We start from the raw sequence: 13,571 nt of genomic DNA, 5'->3' as shown, positions 1-13,571 counted from the left end.
GCCTTCTGGGCCACTCGTCCGGTTCCGGGGAAGTTCCGGGGCCATCAGTGAAGTCAAGAGAAGGAGGCCAGCCATGAGCAAGCGTGCACGCAAGCGCCGTGACCGCAAGCGCGGCGGCGCGAACCACGGCAAGCGCCCCAACACCTGAGCGCAGCCTGGTCCGCTATGCGGAACGTGACGAGGCCCCGGACCTGATGGTCCGGGGCCTCGCTTCGTCGGGCCTGACGCTGTCCAGTACCCAGCCGTGAGGCGGGTCAGGCCTCGCTGCGCGCCGTGTGGATCTTGGTCAGGATGGAATCCTTGAGGGACGCTGGAGCCTGCTCATGGCAGCTCCGCTTCATGGCGGAGCGGATCATGCACTCGAGATCGTGCTCGCTGAGGCAGTCCGAGCAGGACTCGAGATGCGTCCGGATCTCAGCGACCTCGTGCGCGGGCAGCGCCCCGTCCAGGTACTCGTACAACCGGTGGAGGCGGCTGTCGTCACAGTCGCCCAGGCCCTGGCAATCGCTCATTTTTCCTTCTCCTGTGACGCTGCCGCAGTGCGGGCACCAGCGAATCCGCGCTCTGCGGCGTAGTCGGCAAGACGGTCACGGAGCATTTTGCGTCCGCGATGCAGTCGGCTCATGACCGTGCCGATCGGTGTGTTCATGATGTCCGAGATCTCCTTGTAGGCGAAGCCCTCCACATCCGCGAAGTACACCGCGAGGCGGAACTCCTCGGGAATCGATTGGAGGGCGTCCTTGACGTCGGAGTCCGGAAGGTGGTCGAGGGCCTCCGCCTCGGCGGAGCGCAGCCCCGACGAGGTGTGCGACTCGGCCCGCGCGAGCTGCCAGTCCTCGACGGTGTCCGTCTGGGCCTGCTGGGGCTCCCGCTGCCGCTTCCTGTAGAGATTGATGTACGTGTTCGTGAGGATCCGGTAGAGCCAGGCCTTGAGGTTGGTCCCCGGCTTGTACTGGTGGAACGCCGCGAAGGCCTTTGCGTAGGCCTCCTGCACGAGGTCCTCGGCGTCCGCGGGATTGCGCGCCATACGCATAGCCGCCGAGTAGAGCTGGTCAACGTACTGCATTGCGTCCCGCTCGAAGCGCTCACGCCGCTCGTCATCGGTCTCGGACGCGATGTCGCGCACGGGAGACTCCTCCCGGCTGTTGTCCGGGACCTGGCGTTCGCGGGGCTCAGCAGTGCTCATTGCCGCCCAGTCTACTGGCGCGGCCGCCGCGCGCTCCGCGATGCCAACGGCACGATCAAGGACCAGCACCCGGTTCCTTCCTCTTAGTCGCGTGCATCACGTCAGTCCACACGGCTCGTCGGCTGTCCCGACCCAACGTGGAGACACCAGCCACAACGCGGCGATGGAAGGAAAATATTCCCCAAAGGTGCGAGACTGGGACCCGTCGGAACCCGCCCATCCACGTCTCAGGAGGCCATATGTCCGCAGTCCGAATCCTCGCCCGCCCGCTCCTCGGCTCGTCGTTCATCGTTGCCGGCGCGGGAAAGCTGAAGAACGCGGACGACACGGCAGAGCAGCTCTCCCCTGTTCTCCGTCGGGCCGCCGATGCCCTTCCGATCCGAGTCGACGAGAAGGTCCTCGCCCGGGCCGTGGGTGCCTCGCAGCTCGGGGCCGGCGTGCTCTTCGCGCTCGGGAAGGCCCCACGGCTGTCCGCCTCGGTGCTCGCGATCACCAGCGCGCTGAACGCGTTCGTCGAGTGGCGCAGCGCGGACATCAGCACCGCCGCAGGACGCGGTGCGCGCCGGTCCGGCCTCCTCAAGAACCTCTCCCTCCTCGGCGGTGTGCTCCTCGCGAGCGTCGACACGAACGGGGCGCCCTCTCTCGCGTGGCGCGCGCAGCATCTCGCCGCGGACACGGCGAAGGCCGGGCGGCGCCAGCTTGCGGATGTCGAGAAGGCAACCCAGAAGACAGTCCAGAAGACCGCGCGGAAGACCCAGAAGGCCGTCCAGAGTGCAGCGCACCGTGCCGAGCACACCGTGCGCTCGGCCGCGCATGACGTGGCCAGCACGGCCTCGGACGTCTTCGCGTGACCGCTGCTTGGCCCGCGCCCTTCGCGGCGCGGCCGGTGGACGCCACGGTCACAGTGCCTGGGTCCAAGTCGCTGACCAACCGCTACCTCGTCCTCGCCGCCCTCGCGGACGGCCCCTCGCGCCTGCGCGCCCCGCTGCACTCGCGCGACTCCGCGCTCATGGTAGGCGCGCTGCGGGCTCTGGGCGCGACCGTCACCGAAGTTGAGGGCGACGGCGAGTACGGGCCCGACCTCGAGATCGTCCCCCTCCCCACCCGCGGAACCGCCGAGGACTCGGCGGCGCCCGGACTCGGCAAAGCGTCCGTGGACTGCGGACTCGCCGGCACGGTCATGCGGTTCGTCCCCCCCGTCGCGGCCCTCGTGCGCGGGGAGATCGCCTTCGACGGCGACCCCCACGCCCGCGTCCGCCCCATGGGTCCCGTGATCGAGGCCCTCGCGGCCCTCGGAGTCAAGCTCTCCGGGCCCGATGGCACCGAACCGATGTCGCTGCCCTTCACTGTCCACGGCACCGGTGAGGTGGCCGGCGGCCACATCGTGGTCGATGCGAGCGGCTCGAGCCAGTTCGTCTCGGCCCTCCTGCTGGCGGGCGCGCGCTTCGCCGAGGGCCTGCACCTCGAGCACGTCGGGCCGCCGGTTCCGAGCCTCGACCACATCGCCATGACCGTCGAGGTGCTGCGCGGTGTCGGGGTTGAGGTCGACGACTCGGTGCCGAATCAATGGCGCGTCATGCCCGGGCCGATCCGCGCGTTCGATGTGCGGATCGAGCAGGACCTCTCGAATGCCGGACCGTTCCTCGCAGCGGCCCTCGCAACGCGAGGAACGGTCCGTATCCCCAACTGGCCCTCCCCTACCACCCAGGTGGGCGATGCGTGGCGGGAGATCCTGCCGAAGCTCGGCGCGTCCGTCACGCTCGACGGCGGCACCCTCACCGTCCGCGGCGGGGACCGCATCACGGGCGCCGACCTTGCCGGCACGAGCGAGCTCGCGCCGACCGTCGCGGCACTGTGCGCGCTGGCCGACACGCCCTCCCACTTGACCGGGATCGCGCACCTGCGCGGCCACGAGACCGACCGGCTCGCGGCCCTCGTGAACGAGATCACGCGGCTTGGCGGCGACGCCGAGGAGACCACCGACGGCCTCGTCATCCGGCCCGCGAAGCTGCACGGCGCCGTCGTGCGCTCCTATGCCGACCACCGCATGGCCACCGCGGGCGCCGTCTGGGGCCTCGTCGTGCAGGGGGTCCAGGTCGAGGACATCGCAACGACATCCAAGACGATGCCCGACTTCCCGCAGATGTGGTCCCGCATGCTCGCGCAGCACACGGATCCCGCCGCCGGGACCGATGCGGAGGCCCGCGCCTAGCATGGGCCAGCGCGAGTGGGACGAGAGCGACGTCCGGGTCCGTCCGAACAAGCGGGGCACCCGTCCCCGCACGAAGGACCGTCCCAGCCACGACGACGCCGTCATCGGCCGGATCGTGACCGTGGACCGCGGCCGCTACAGGGCCATCCTGGACGAGGACACCCCCGACGAGCGGCTCGTCATCGCCGCGCGGGCCCGCGAGCTGCGCCGGATGCCCGTGGTCCCCGGCGACTTCGTGGGCCTCGTCGGGGACGTGACCGGGCGTCCGGACACCCTCGCGCGGCTCGTGCGCGTCGAAGAGCGGGAGACCGTCCTGCGTCGCAGCGCCGACGACACGGACCCGATCGAGCGTGTCGTCGTCGCGAATGCAGACCAGCTCGTGATCGTCGTCGCCGCCGCGAACCCCGAGCCGCGCACGGGGTTCATCGACCGGGCGCTCGTCGCAGCCTACGACGCCGGGATCGAGCCCCTCCTCCTCGTGACCAAGGCCGATCTCAAGGATCCCGCTGGCCTCTTGGCGAACTATGAGCAGCTGCCGCTGACCGTCGTCGTGAGCCGGACCGCCGAGACGGAGCCGCTGGCCGATGAAGACGGCGCCGATACGGCTGACGGCCCTGATGGGTCTCACGGCCCTGACGCGCTGGACGCCATCGACGCACGCGGCGCTGACGGATCCTCGGCGAAGCTCGACGCCGCGGCGGTCGCGGCGCTCCACGACCAGCTCGACGGGCATGTCACGGTCCTGCTCGGGCACTCGGGCGTGGGGAAGTCCACCATGGTCAACGCGCTCACGGGCGCCGACCGGGCGACCGGGGGCGTCAACGCGGTCACGGGCCGCGGGCGGCACACGTCCTCCTCGGCCCTTGCCCTGCGCCTCACCGACGCGACCGCCGGGAGCTGGATCATCGACACCCCCGGAATCCGCTCCTTCGGCCTCGCCCACGTGGACCCGGACCGGATCCTGCAGGCCTTCCCCGACCTCGAGCCCGGGATAGATGCCTGCGAGCGCGGCTGCCGGCACACGGCCTCCGCGGTGGGCTGCGGCCTCGATGCATGGGTCGCCGAAGGGAACGCGGGCGACGCCGGCCCTGCCCGCCTCGCGTCGTTGCGGCGGCTCCTCGGCACGGACCCGCGCGACGAAGCCCAGGAGGCCAAGGAACTGGGCTCGTAGCAGGACCCGTGGCCCGCCCGAGCAGCTGAGGCCGCTGAGCCGGGCCCCTGGGCTTGCACCTGCAGCAGCGCTTCGCGCGGGGCGCCTCGCCCGCACGGCCGCCGGTACGGGATAGCGTGGGCCCATGACCCCTGCGCCCGAGACGTACAACGACGACCTCCGCCTCGCCCATGTGCTGGCGGACTCCGTCGACGCCCAGACCATGGAGCGGTTCAAGGCCCTCGACCTCAAGGTCGAGACGAAGCCGGACTTCACCCCGGTCACCGACGCCGACCGCGCCGCTGAGGAGTCCATCCGCGGGCAGCTGTCCCGCTCCCGCCCCAGGGACGCAGTGGTCGGCGAGGAGTTCGGCACCACCGGGCACGGCTCGCGCCGATGGATCATCGACCCGATCGACGGCACGAAGAACTTTGTCCGCGGCGTTCCGGTCTGGGCCACCCTCATCGCCCTCGCGGACGGGGACGAGGTCGTCGTGGGCGTCGTGAGCGCGCCCGCGCTGAACCGCCGCTGGTGGGCGGTCCGGGGCGGCGGCGCCTATACGGGACGCTCCCTCGCCTCCGCCACCCGCCTCAAGGTCTCGAACGTGGCCACGCTCGAGGACGCATCCCTGTCCTACTCGTCGCTGACCGGCTGGAAGGACCGCGGCAGCCTCGACAGCTTCCTCGGCCTCACGGACGATGTCTGGCGCACGCGCGCCTACGGCGACTTCTGGTCCTACTGCCTCGTCGCCGAGGGTGCGGTGGACATCGCGACGGAGCCTGAGCTCGCCCTCTACGACATGGCCGCGCTCGTGCCGATCGTCACGGAGGCCGGGGGCCGCTTCACCTCGCTCGATGGCCAGGACGGTCCTTGGGGCGGCAGCGCGCTCGCGACGAACGGGATCCTGCATTCCGAGGTGCTCAAGAAGCTCAGCCCTGAGCACGACGACCTGCTGCCGCACTGACGCCCCGCCCCTCCCCCGGAGGCTGAGTCACCGTTCGTCATACTCGGCCCCACACACCGGGCCACGCGTGCGCTGAGGCGTCCGCGTGGCCTAGTGTCTCTTCCAAGGTCACGAGTGCCAGCGCGAAACCCCGGTTTGCTGGCCGGCAACCCTCCTGAACGCGGCGGGGTGCCCCGGGTGACGACCGGGCCGGTCCGGAATGGATACGGCAAGCGCGGACCCGTCCCCGGGTCCCCCATCTGATGAGGTATACGCCGTGAGCGCAGCCCTGTCCGCACCCTCTCTCTCCCAGCCCCGCGACGTCGACCGTCGTCCTGATGCGGTCCGTCATGCCGGCACGGATCGGTACCCCGACGCCCGGGAGCCGCTCGCGGCCGTAGTGGGCGCGAACCTCCAAGCCCCGCTCGTGGGCGGCGGCGAGGTCCGGTACGCGAACCTCGACTACGCCGCATCCGCCCCGGCACTCGTCGAGGTCGCCGAACACCTCGAGGAGATCCTGCCGTTCTACGCTAGCGTGCACCGCGGCGCCGGGTACGCGTCGCAGATCAGCACGAGCGTGTACGAGAACGCCCGCAGCGTGGTGCGTGCATTCGTCGGCGCCCGCGCCGAGGACGCCGTGGTCTTCACGCGCAACACGACGGATTCGCTCAATCTCCTGGCCGGGTGCGTCCCCGACGGCCTCGACGTCCTGTACCTCGACATCGAGCACCACGCGAACCTCCTCCCCTGGCAGGCCCGCGCGCACCGCAGCGTGGGGGCCGCGGGCACGCTCGCCGAGACCCTCGAGCGGCTCCGCGCTGAGCTCGAGGGTGGCGGCATCGGGCTGCTCGCCGTCACGGGCGCCTCGAACGTCACGGGCGAGATCCTGCCGCTCACAGAACTCGCGGCCCTCGCCCATGAGTACGGCGCGAGGATCGCGGTCGACGCCGCGCAGCTCGCCCCGCATCGTCGGATCGACATGACGGGCACCAGCCGAGCGGACGGCACGGACACGGGAATCGACTACCTCGCGTTCTCGGGCCACAAGCTCTACGCGCCGTTCGGCTCGGGCGTTCTCGTGGGCAGGCCGGACTGGCTCGACGCCGGCCGGCCGCACCTCGCGGGCGGCGGGGCGGTGCGCGAGGTGCGCCTCGAGTCCGTGAACTGGGCCGTGGGTCCGGCGCGGCACGAGGCCGGCTCGCCCAACGTGCTCGGCGCGGCGACCCTCGCACGGGCCGCCCAGGCCCTCGGCGCCCTCGATCCGGGTGCGTGGCACCGGCACGAGCAGCAGCTGCGCGACGCGCTCGTCACGGGGCTGGGCGAGATCGAAGGCATCACGGTCCACCGCCTGTTCGAGGACTCCGAGTCGGCGATCGGCGTCGTGAACTTCTCGGTGATCGGGCACGACGCCGGTCTGGTCGCCGCATACCTCTCGGCCGAGCACGGCGTGGGGCTGCGGGACGGCAAGTTCTGCGCGCACCCGCTCCTCGCCCGTCTAGGCCTGCCCGCTGGGTCACTGCGCGCGAGCTTCGGCCTCGGATCGCGGCTCGAGGACGTGGAGCGGCTCCTCGCGGGCGTGCGGGAGCTGCGCACCCACGGGCTCGGCATCGACTACACCGTCGACGAGGGCCGCTGGGTCCCGGCCCACGATCCGCGGCCGTTCCCGGCGTGGGCGCCCAATACGCCCGGCACCGCGGGCGCCGCGCCGTGCCTCGTCGGCGAGTGATCGCCGTCGTCCGCGCGCTGCCCGGTCCCGGGCACGTGCGTGCCGGGCGCCGGGAAGTCCCCGTAGAGTAGGGTCCCGGATTCCTGCGGGAGACAGGATCACTGCGGGAGGGCAAAGATGTGGCGGGGCGGGCCGAAATTCGACGACGAGCGACGGCGCGAGCTCGCCGCCGCGTTCGCTGCCGGCGGGGAGCACTACGAGAAGGTGCGTCCCGGGTACCCGCAAGAGGCGGCCGCATGGATCATCCCTCCTGGTGCCCGCACGGCGGTCGACCTCGGCGCCGGGACCGGGAAGTTCACCGAGCTCCTCGTGGCGGAAGGGCTCGACGTGACCGCCGTGGACCCGTCCGCGGACATGCTGGCCCAGCTGGCCCGGAGGCTTCCCGGAGTGCACTGTGTCCAGGCCCCTGCCGAGCACACGGGTCTGCCCGGCTCGTCCGCGGATGTGGTGGTCGCGGCCCAGGCCTGGCACTGGTTCGATCCTGCCGCCGCCACACGGGAGGCTGCCCGCCTCCTGAAGCCGGGCGGCCGTGTGGGGCTTGTGTGGAATCAGCTCGACACGCGGGTTCCCTGGGTGCACCGACTGTCCCGGATCATGCACGCGGGCGACGTCCACAAGCCCGACTACCGCCCGCCGTCGGGCCCCGAACTCCACGGGTGGGAGCAGGTCGAGGTGCGCTGGGAGGACCCGATCACGCCCGAGGGCATCATCGAGCTGACCAAGTCCCGCAGCTACTATCTGCGCGCGTCGGAGAAGCACCGCCGCAAGGTCGAAGACAACCTCGCGTGGTACCTTTTCGAGCACCTCGGCCATTCCCCCGGCCAGACGCTGGCCCTCCCGTACATCAGCCAGGCGTGGCGGGCCACTGAGACTCTGGGCTGACGCCACGCGGATTGCTGACGGATGCCCGGCCCCGTATGATTTCGGTGTACCGAAAAATTGTCTTCCGGCGTATCTAAGTCGGCGGACGGCAGACAGCAGAGGGGCTGAAGGTGGCGAACAGGACGGCAAAGTCCGGCAGGCGGGCGACTCGTTCCGCGCTCCTCCTCGGCGTCCTCGGCCCCGCCTTCGTCGCATCGGTTGCGTACGTGGACCCGGGCAACGTCGCCGCCAACCTCACGGCAGGGGCCCGGTACGGCTACCTCCTCGTCTGGGTGCTCGTGGTCGCGAACCTCATGGCCATGCTCATCCAGTACCTCTCCGCCAAGCTGGGCGTCGTCACCGGACACACGCTTCCGGAGCTCCTGGCCCAGCGATTCCGTCCGGGCATCCGCAGGCTCTACTGGGCGCAGGCCGAGATCGTGGCTCTCGCGACGGACCTTGCGGAAGTGGTCGGAGGCGCGCTGGCCCTGCACCTGCTGTTCAGGATCCCGCTGCCACTCGGAGCGGTCATCGTGGGGGTCCTCTCCATGGCGATCCTCGCGATCCAGGACTTCCGCACGCAGCAGCGTTTCGAGCTCGCGATCGTGGGGCTGTTGGTGGTGATCACGGTCGGATTCCTCGCCGGGCTCGCGGTGAGCCCTCCCTCGGCCTCCGGGGCGCTCGGTGGCCTCCTGCCGCGCTTCGATGGCCCGGACTCTGTCCTGCTCGCCGCCTCGATGCTCGGCGCCACCGTCATGCCGCATGCCATCTACGTCCATTCCGCCCTCTCGAGGGACCGCCACCGGTCCGACCGGGATGCCGAGGTGTCTGATTCCGCCGTCCGCCGGCTCCTGCGCGGTACCCGGGTGGACGTCGTCGTTGCGCTCGGTGTGGCCGGGGTCGTCAACATCGGCATGCTGCTCCTCGCGGCGTCGACACTCGCCGGGAGCGAGGGGACTGATTCGATCGAGGGTGCCCACGCCGCCATCGGGGCTGCCCTCGGACCGGTGGTCGGCATCGTGTTCGCCGTCGGGCTGCTCGCGAGCGGGCTCGCCTCGACCGCCGTCGGCTCCTACGCGGGTGCCACGATCATGGAGGGGCTCCTCGAGAGGCGGATCCCCCTGGTCCTGCGGCGGGTCATCACCCTCATACCGTCCGTCGTGATCCTCGCCCTCGGCGTTGACCCGACGTGGGCGCTCGTGGTGAGCCAGGTCGTGCTGAGCTTCGGCATTCCGTTCGCGCTCGTCCCGCTGATCCGGATCAGCACGGCCAAGACCGTGGTCGGCGACTTCACCCTGCGCATGCCGCTTGTCATCGCCTCGTGGCTCAGCGCGGGGCTCGTGATCGTGCTCAACCTCACCCTCCTGTGGCTCACGGTCGCCCCCACGGGCTGAGGGTAGGCTGGTCGCTGTGAAAAGCCCACTCTCCTCGTCCACCGAGGACTACCTGAAGACGATCTACGCCTTCACGGAATGGCAGGATGCGCCGATCACGCCGTCCCAGCTGGCCGCGCGGCTCGGCGTCGCCAATTCCTCGGTGTCCGAGATGGTCAGGAAGCTCAAGGACCAAGGGCTCGTGGACCACCGCCCGTACGGGGCCGTCCATCTCACCGCCGAGGGCCGCAGCGTGGCGCTGACGATGGTGCGCAGGCACCGCCTCCTCGAGACGTTCCTGGTCACTGAGCTGGGCTACAGCTGGGACGAGGTGCACGTCGAGGCGGAGCGGATCGAGCACGCCGTCTCGGACCTGTTCGTCGAGCGGCTCGCAGCGAAGCTCGGCGACCCGCAGCGGGACCCGCACGGCGACCCCATCCCCACCGCGGACGGCGTCGTCCCGCTGGTCGATGCCCGCCTGCTCAGCGAGCTCGACCCGGGGCACGAGGGAACGATCACCCGGATCAGCGACGAGAACCCCGACATGCTGCGCTATCTCGCTGCCGAGCAGATCGCGCTCGACACCCAGCTGACGGTGGTGCGCCGCAAGCCCTTCGGCGGACCGCTTGTGGTGCGGATCGGCCAGGGCGGCACAGCACGGGACTTCGACGTCCCGGACGAGGTGGCCGACGCCGTCTGGATCCACAACGACCGCCCGCACCCCGGCTGCACCGCGGTTCGGGCGTGACGCCGGCGCCGACACCGCCGGCTGCACCGGCCGCGGCGAGGCTGCGCGGCTAATCGCGGCGGCGCAGCCAGTACCCGAGCGCCGTGTCCACGAGGCCGACGACGATCAGGCCCGCGCCCGCCCATTGCCCGAGGGCCAGCAGCCACGCTCCGGCCAGCACGAAGAGGGCCAGCGCCACGACCGGGCGCCATGGCCACGGAATCCGCCGGCGGGCCCGCGGCGCAAGGAACATCGCCCACAGCGCGACGAACACTGCGGCTGCGAGGAACCCCACCACGAGGCCTCCGGCGCCGGGGGCCAGCCTGCTGCCGGCATACCAGAAGGCGCCGAGCGCTCCGACCTCGAGGGCGAATGCGAGGACGGCGTGGAGCATGCCCCACGCCCCCGCGCGCATCTCGGGATCGAAGGCGGGGCGCCGTGCATCGCGCCGACGTGTGCCATCACTCGTCATGGACTCCCCTTCGCGCTTCCGACGGTTCACCGTCCCCCGCAGGTGGTGCCACGATCCTAGCGGTCGGAATCCAGACTGCCGAGGTCACGGCTGCGGCGGCAAAGAGGATCGCCGTCGCGCTGACGCCGCGGCGGAACCCGCCGTCGTCGAGCACTCCGCCCATGATCGCCCCGGCGGCGCCGATCGCCACGAGCGAGGCGATCCGCGCCACCGCATTGTTGACGGCGGAACCGACGCCCTCAGACCCCGGCGGAACCGCCGAGAGGACAGTCGCCGTGAGCGGCGCGACCATGATCGCCAGCCCGAGCCCGAGCAGGACCATGGGGCCGAACACGTCACGCCAGTAGGCCAGCGGCGGCACGGCGAACGCGAGCCACGTGTACCCCGCACCCGCCACGGCGGGCCCGAGAGCCATCGGAAGGCGCGGCCCAGTCCGGATCATGAGCCTGGACATCGAGCTTGAGAGCAGGAGCATAGGGATCGTCGCCGGAAGCATCCCGATGCCCGCTTCGAACGCGGTGAGTCCCATGCGCTGCTGGAGGTAGAGGCCCACGAGGAAGCCACCCATGCCAAGGGCGCCGTAGGCCCACAGCGTTGCGCCATTTCCCGCCGCGAATGCCCTTGAGCGGAAGAGCCCCAGCGGCAGCTGCGGCGCCGCCGAACGGCGCTGCCGCAGCACATAGAGGGCCATGAGGAGCACGCCACCGATGAGCGGAATCGCGACGAGTGGGTGGGTCCAGCCGAGCGACGACTGGGTGATGAGGCTCAGCACGATGCCGCCCAGCCCGCAGGCGGTCAGGACGGCGCTCAAGACGTCGAACGGCTCCTTCACGGTGGCGGGCGGCCGGGCCTCGCGGCGGAGTCGGGCGAGCGGCCGCCACATGAGCGCGGCCGGAACGATGTTGATGAGGAAGACGAGGCGCCAGCTCCCGAGGTCGACAGCCGCCCCGCCGAAGAATGGCGCCGCGACCGAGGCCGCGGCAATCCACGCGGTCCACTGCCCGATGAGCCTGGCCCTCGTCGCACCCGTCGCTGCGGCAGTGATGAGTGCGAGCGCGCTCGGCGTAATGACGGCACCTGCGGCGCCCTGCGTGAGCCTGCCGAGCACGAGCACCCATCCCGCGGGGGCGAGGCCACAGACCACGGACGTCACGGTGAACCAGAGTGTGCCGACCGCGAGGAGCCTCGCGGTCCCGAAGCGGTCGGCGAGGGCACCGGCGGCGAGGATGAGCGCGCCGAGAGTGAGAAGGTATCCGTCCACGACCCACTGCTGGAGGACAAGGCCGCCGCCGAGCTCTCGCTGGATGGCTGGCAGCGCAAGGCTCACGGCGCTCGAGTCGATGATGACGAGGCAGCTCGAGGCGATCGCCACGAGCAGGACCCGCCGCAGGTTGCCGCCAGCTGAAGGGCTCACAAGCCCATCCTGCCCTTCCGGGGCCCCGTTGCACAGGCGGCGTACGCGAGAGCATCTTCACCCCACCGCAGAAAACAGAACACCCCCGGTCCGAGGACCGGGGGTGTTCTGTTCACCAACGTGGAGATGGGGGTGTGTGAGTTCAGGACATCGTTCCCGCATGAGTCGGGACATCGTTCACGGGTGATCGTTCACCGGTGAGTCGGGACATGCTTCACCGGCCGCGGGGTGAGTCGCGGCATCGTTCCCGCTCCGGTGGTGGGCCCGAGCATGGGCCATGTCGAAGAACAAGGTCATCGTCCTGGCGGTCCTCGAGGGCGGAATGTCCAGATCAGAAGCAGCGCGACGGTACGGCGTCAGCCGCCGCTGGGTCCACGAGCTCCTCGTCCGCCACGCCGAGCATGGGGACGCCGGACTGGAGGCCCGCTCCCGCCGACCCCGCACCAGCCCGCACGCGACAGGCGAAGAGGTCCGTGCCCGTGTGCTGGCACTGCGGGCCGAGCTGGTCTCCGAGGGCCTGGACGCGGGGCCGGCGACCATCGCATGGCACCTCGAGAAGGAGGGCAGCACGGCGCCGGCGGTCTCCACGATCCGCAGGATCATCACCGCCGCCGGGCTCGTCGCCCCGGAGCCCCGCAAGCGGCCCAAGTCCTCCCTGCACCGCTTCGAAGCGGCCCAGCCGAACGAGACCTGGCAGTCCGACTTCACCCACTGGCACCTCGCCGACGGCACCGACACCGAGATCATCGACTTCCTCGACGACCACGCCCGCTACCTGCTCCACCTCAGCGCCCACCCGCGCATCACCGGCCCGATCGTCATCGAGGCCTTCCTGGACACCGCCGCCGCCCACGGCCTCCCCGCCTCCACCCTGACCGACAACGGCATGGTCTACACCACCCGTCTGGCAGGCGGCAGAGGAGGCCGCAACGCCTTCGAGACCCTCATCGCCTCCCTCGGGATCGCCCAGAAGAACGGGTCCCCCGGCCACCCCCAGACCCAGGGAAAGGTCGAGCGGTTCCACCAGACCCTCAAGAAATGGCTTGCCTCCCAGCCCCAGGCCCACACCATCGCGCACCTGAACGAGCTCCTGGCCAAGTTCCGCCACATCTACAACCACGAACGCCCCCACAGGGCCATCGGCCGGCACACCCCGCACGAGGCCTATACCCAGACCCCCAAGGCCGCCCCCGCCATCGCCGCCCAGGGGGAACACTTCCGCGTCCGGACCGACCGCGTCGACGCCGACGGCAAGGTAACCCTCCGCCACGCAGGACGCCTCAGACACCTCGGCATCGGAAGGGCCCACAGGCACAAGAGACTCATCCTGCTCGTCCACGACGCCGACGTCACCGCCATCGAGCACGGCACCGGCGAGATCCTCGCCGAATTCACCATCGACCCCACCAAGGGCTACCAGCCCAAAAAACACAACACCCCCGGTCCGAAGACCGGGGGTGTTACCGATGTCCCGACTCATCCGTGAAGGATGTCCCGAGTCATCACA

14 protein-coding genes and 1 riboswitch are annotated in these 13,571 nt (G+C 70.7%); of the genes, 10 read left to right on the top strand and 4 right to left on the bottom strand.

What is annotated here, in order from left to right:
- Nucleotides 1-73 precede the first annotated feature (73 nt).
- The gene (locus tag RBS60_RS19640) at nucleotides 74-148 is read left to right on the top strand and encodes a 50S ribosomal protein bL37 (RefSeq protein ID WP_369299106.1); all 75 of its coding nucleotides are present in this window, start codon (nucleotides 74-76) and stop codon (nucleotides 146-148) included.
- Nucleotides 149-254: 106 nt separating this feature from the next.
- Here RBS60_RS19640 and rsrA read toward each other — a convergent pair whose 3' ends face one another.
- Both rsrA and RBS60_RS09885 read right to left on the bottom strand, forming a co-directional pair.
- On the bottom strand, nucleotides 255-512 hold the full coding sequence (rsrA, locus tag RBS60_RS09890) for a mycothiol system anti-sigma-R factor (protein ID WP_307957395.1): 258 nt from the start codon (nucleotides 510-512) through the stop codon (nucleotides 255-257).
- A complete protein-coding gene (locus RBS60_RS09885; protein ID WP_307957394.1) occupies nucleotides 509-1,186 on the bottom strand; it encodes a sigma-70 family RNA polymerase sigma factor in 678 nt (225 codons plus the stop codon). The genes rsrA and RBS60_RS09885 overlap by 4 nt, the downstream gene beginning before the upstream one ends.
- Before the next feature lie 239 nt (nucleotides 1,187-1,425).
- On the opposite strand from RBS60_RS09885, the gene RBS60_RS09880 reads away from it, so the two are divergent.
- The 8 genes from RBS60_RS09880 to RBS60_RS09845 all read left to right on the top strand — a co-directional run bounded on the left by RBS60_RS09880 (nucleotide 1,426) and on the right by RBS60_RS09845 (nucleotide 10,199).
- Nucleotides 1,426-2,037, top strand: coding sequence for a DoxX family protein (locus RBS60_RS09880; protein ID WP_307957393.1), 612 nt, complete (start codon nucleotides 1,426-1,428; stop codon nucleotides 2,035-2,037).
- Entirely contained in the window at nucleotides 2,034-3,398 is a 1,365-nt protein-coding gene (gene aroA / locus RBS60_RS09875) for a 3-phosphoshikimate 1-carboxyvinyltransferase (protein WP_307957392.1), read from the top strand. The genes RBS60_RS09880 and aroA overlap by 4 nt, the downstream gene beginning before the upstream one ends.
- Before the next feature lies 1 nt (nucleotide 3,399).
- Entirely contained in the window at nucleotides 3,400-4,569 is a 1,170-nt protein-coding gene (locus tag RBS60_RS09870) for a ribosome small subunit-dependent GTPase A (RefSeq protein WP_307957391.1), read from the top strand.
- 124 nt (nucleotides 4,570-4,693) lie between these two features.
- Nucleotides 4,694-5,512, top strand: a complete 819-nt coding sequence (gene hisN / locus RBS60_RS09865; protein ID WP_307957390.1) for a histidinol-phosphatase — start codon at nucleotides 4,694-4,696, stop codon at nucleotides 5,510-5,512.
- Between the two features lie 106 nt (nucleotides 5,513-5,618).
- A riboswitch (SAM riboswitch) is annotated at nucleotides 5,619-5,733 on the top strand.
- A 35-nt stretch (nucleotides 5,734-5,768) separates the two neighbouring features.
- Complete coding sequence (locus tag RBS60_RS09860) at nucleotides 5,769-7,217, top strand: aminotransferase class V-fold PLP-dependent enzyme (protein ID WP_307957389.1); 1,449 nt, start codon at nucleotides 5,769-5,771, stop codon at nucleotides 7,215-7,217.
- 117 nt (nucleotides 7,218-7,334) lie between these two features.
- Complete coding sequence (locus RBS60_RS09855; RefSeq protein WP_307957388.1) at nucleotides 7,335-8,099, top strand: class I SAM-dependent methyltransferase; 765 nt, start codon at nucleotides 7,335-7,337, stop codon at nucleotides 8,097-8,099.
- Between the two features lie 110 nt (nucleotides 8,100-8,209).
- Nucleotides 8,210-9,472, top strand: a complete 1,263-nt coding sequence (locus tag RBS60_RS09850) for an Nramp family divalent metal transporter (protein WP_307957387.1) — start codon at nucleotides 8,210-8,212, stop codon at nucleotides 9,470-9,472.
- A gap of 16 nt (nucleotides 9,473-9,488) precedes the next feature.
- Entirely contained in the window at nucleotides 9,489-10,199 is a 711-nt protein-coding gene (locus RBS60_RS09845) for a metal-dependent transcriptional regulator (RefSeq protein WP_374049261.1), read from the top strand.
- A 49-nt stretch (nucleotides 10,200-10,248) separates the two neighbouring features.
- Here the strand turns inward: RBS60_RS09845 and RBS60_RS09840 are convergent, their stop codons facing one another.
- Both RBS60_RS09840 and RBS60_RS09835 read right to left on the bottom strand, forming a co-directional pair.
- The gene (locus RBS60_RS09840) at nucleotides 10,249-10,650 is read right to left on the bottom strand and encodes a YrdB family protein (protein WP_307957386.1); all 402 of its coding nucleotides are present in this window, start codon (nucleotides 10,648-10,650) and stop codon (nucleotides 10,249-10,251) included.
- Nucleotides 10,640-12,064: an MFS transporter gene (locus RBS60_RS09835; protein ID WP_307957384.1), complete on the bottom strand. Its 1,425-nt coding sequence runs from the start codon at nucleotides 12,062-12,064 to the stop codon at nucleotides 10,640-10,642. The genes RBS60_RS09840 and RBS60_RS09835 overlap by 11 nt, the downstream gene beginning before the upstream one ends.
- Nucleotides 12,065-12,341: 277 nt before the next feature.
- Between RBS60_RS09835 and RBS60_RS09830 the strand changes: the two genes are divergently transcribed.
- Nucleotides 12,342-13,550 (top strand): IS481 family transposase, encoded by a 1,209-nt coding sequence (locus RBS60_RS09830; RefSeq protein WP_307957383.1) that lies wholly within the window; start codon nucleotides 12,342-12,344, stop codon nucleotides 13,548-13,550.
- Nucleotides 13,551-13,571 lie beyond the last annotated feature (21 nt).

This window comes from Sinomonas sp. ASV486, from assembly GCF_030908215.1.
GTDB lineage: Bacteria > Actinomycetota > Actinomycetes > Actinomycetales > Micrococcaceae > Sinomonas > Sinomonas puerhi.
This window is presented reverse-complemented; position numbering and strand designations above follow the sequence as displayed.

What these genes read in the sequence shown, in the direction of transcription:
- RBS60_RS09830 (WP_307957383.1), top strand. Translation starts at nt 12,342, where the DNA reads ATGTCGAAGAACAAGGTCATCGTCCTGGCGGTCCTCGAGGGCGGAATG.
- rsrA (WP_307957395.1), bottom strand. Translation starts at nt 512, where the DNA reads ATGAGCGATTGCCAGGGCCTGGGCGACTGTGACGACAGCCGCCTCCAC.
- RBS60_RS09870 (WP_307957391.1), top strand. Translation starts at nt 3,400, where the DNA reads ATGGGCCAGCGCGAGTGGGACGAGAGCGACGTCCGGGTCCGTCCGAAC.
- RBS60_RS09840 (WP_307957386.1), bottom strand. Translation starts at nt 10,650, where the DNA reads ATGACGAGTGATGGCACACGTCGGCGCGATGCACGGCGCCCCGCCTTC.
- RBS60_RS09885 (WP_307957394.1), bottom strand. Translation starts at nt 1,186, where the DNA reads ATGAGCACTGCTGAGCCCCGCGAACGCCAGGTCCCGGACAACAGCCGG.
- RBS60_RS09880 (WP_307957393.1), top strand. Translation starts at nt 1,426, where the DNA reads ATGTCCGCAGTCCGAATCCTCGCCCGCCCGCTCCTCGGCTCGTCGTTC.
- RBS60_RS09855 (WP_307957388.1), top strand. Translation starts at nt 7,335, where the DNA reads ATGTGGCGGGGCGGGCCGAAATTCGACGACGAGCGACGGCGCGAGCTC.
- hisN (WP_307957390.1), top strand. Translation starts at nt 4,694, where the DNA reads ATGACCCCTGCGCCCGAGACGTACAACGACGACCTCCGCCTCGCCCAT.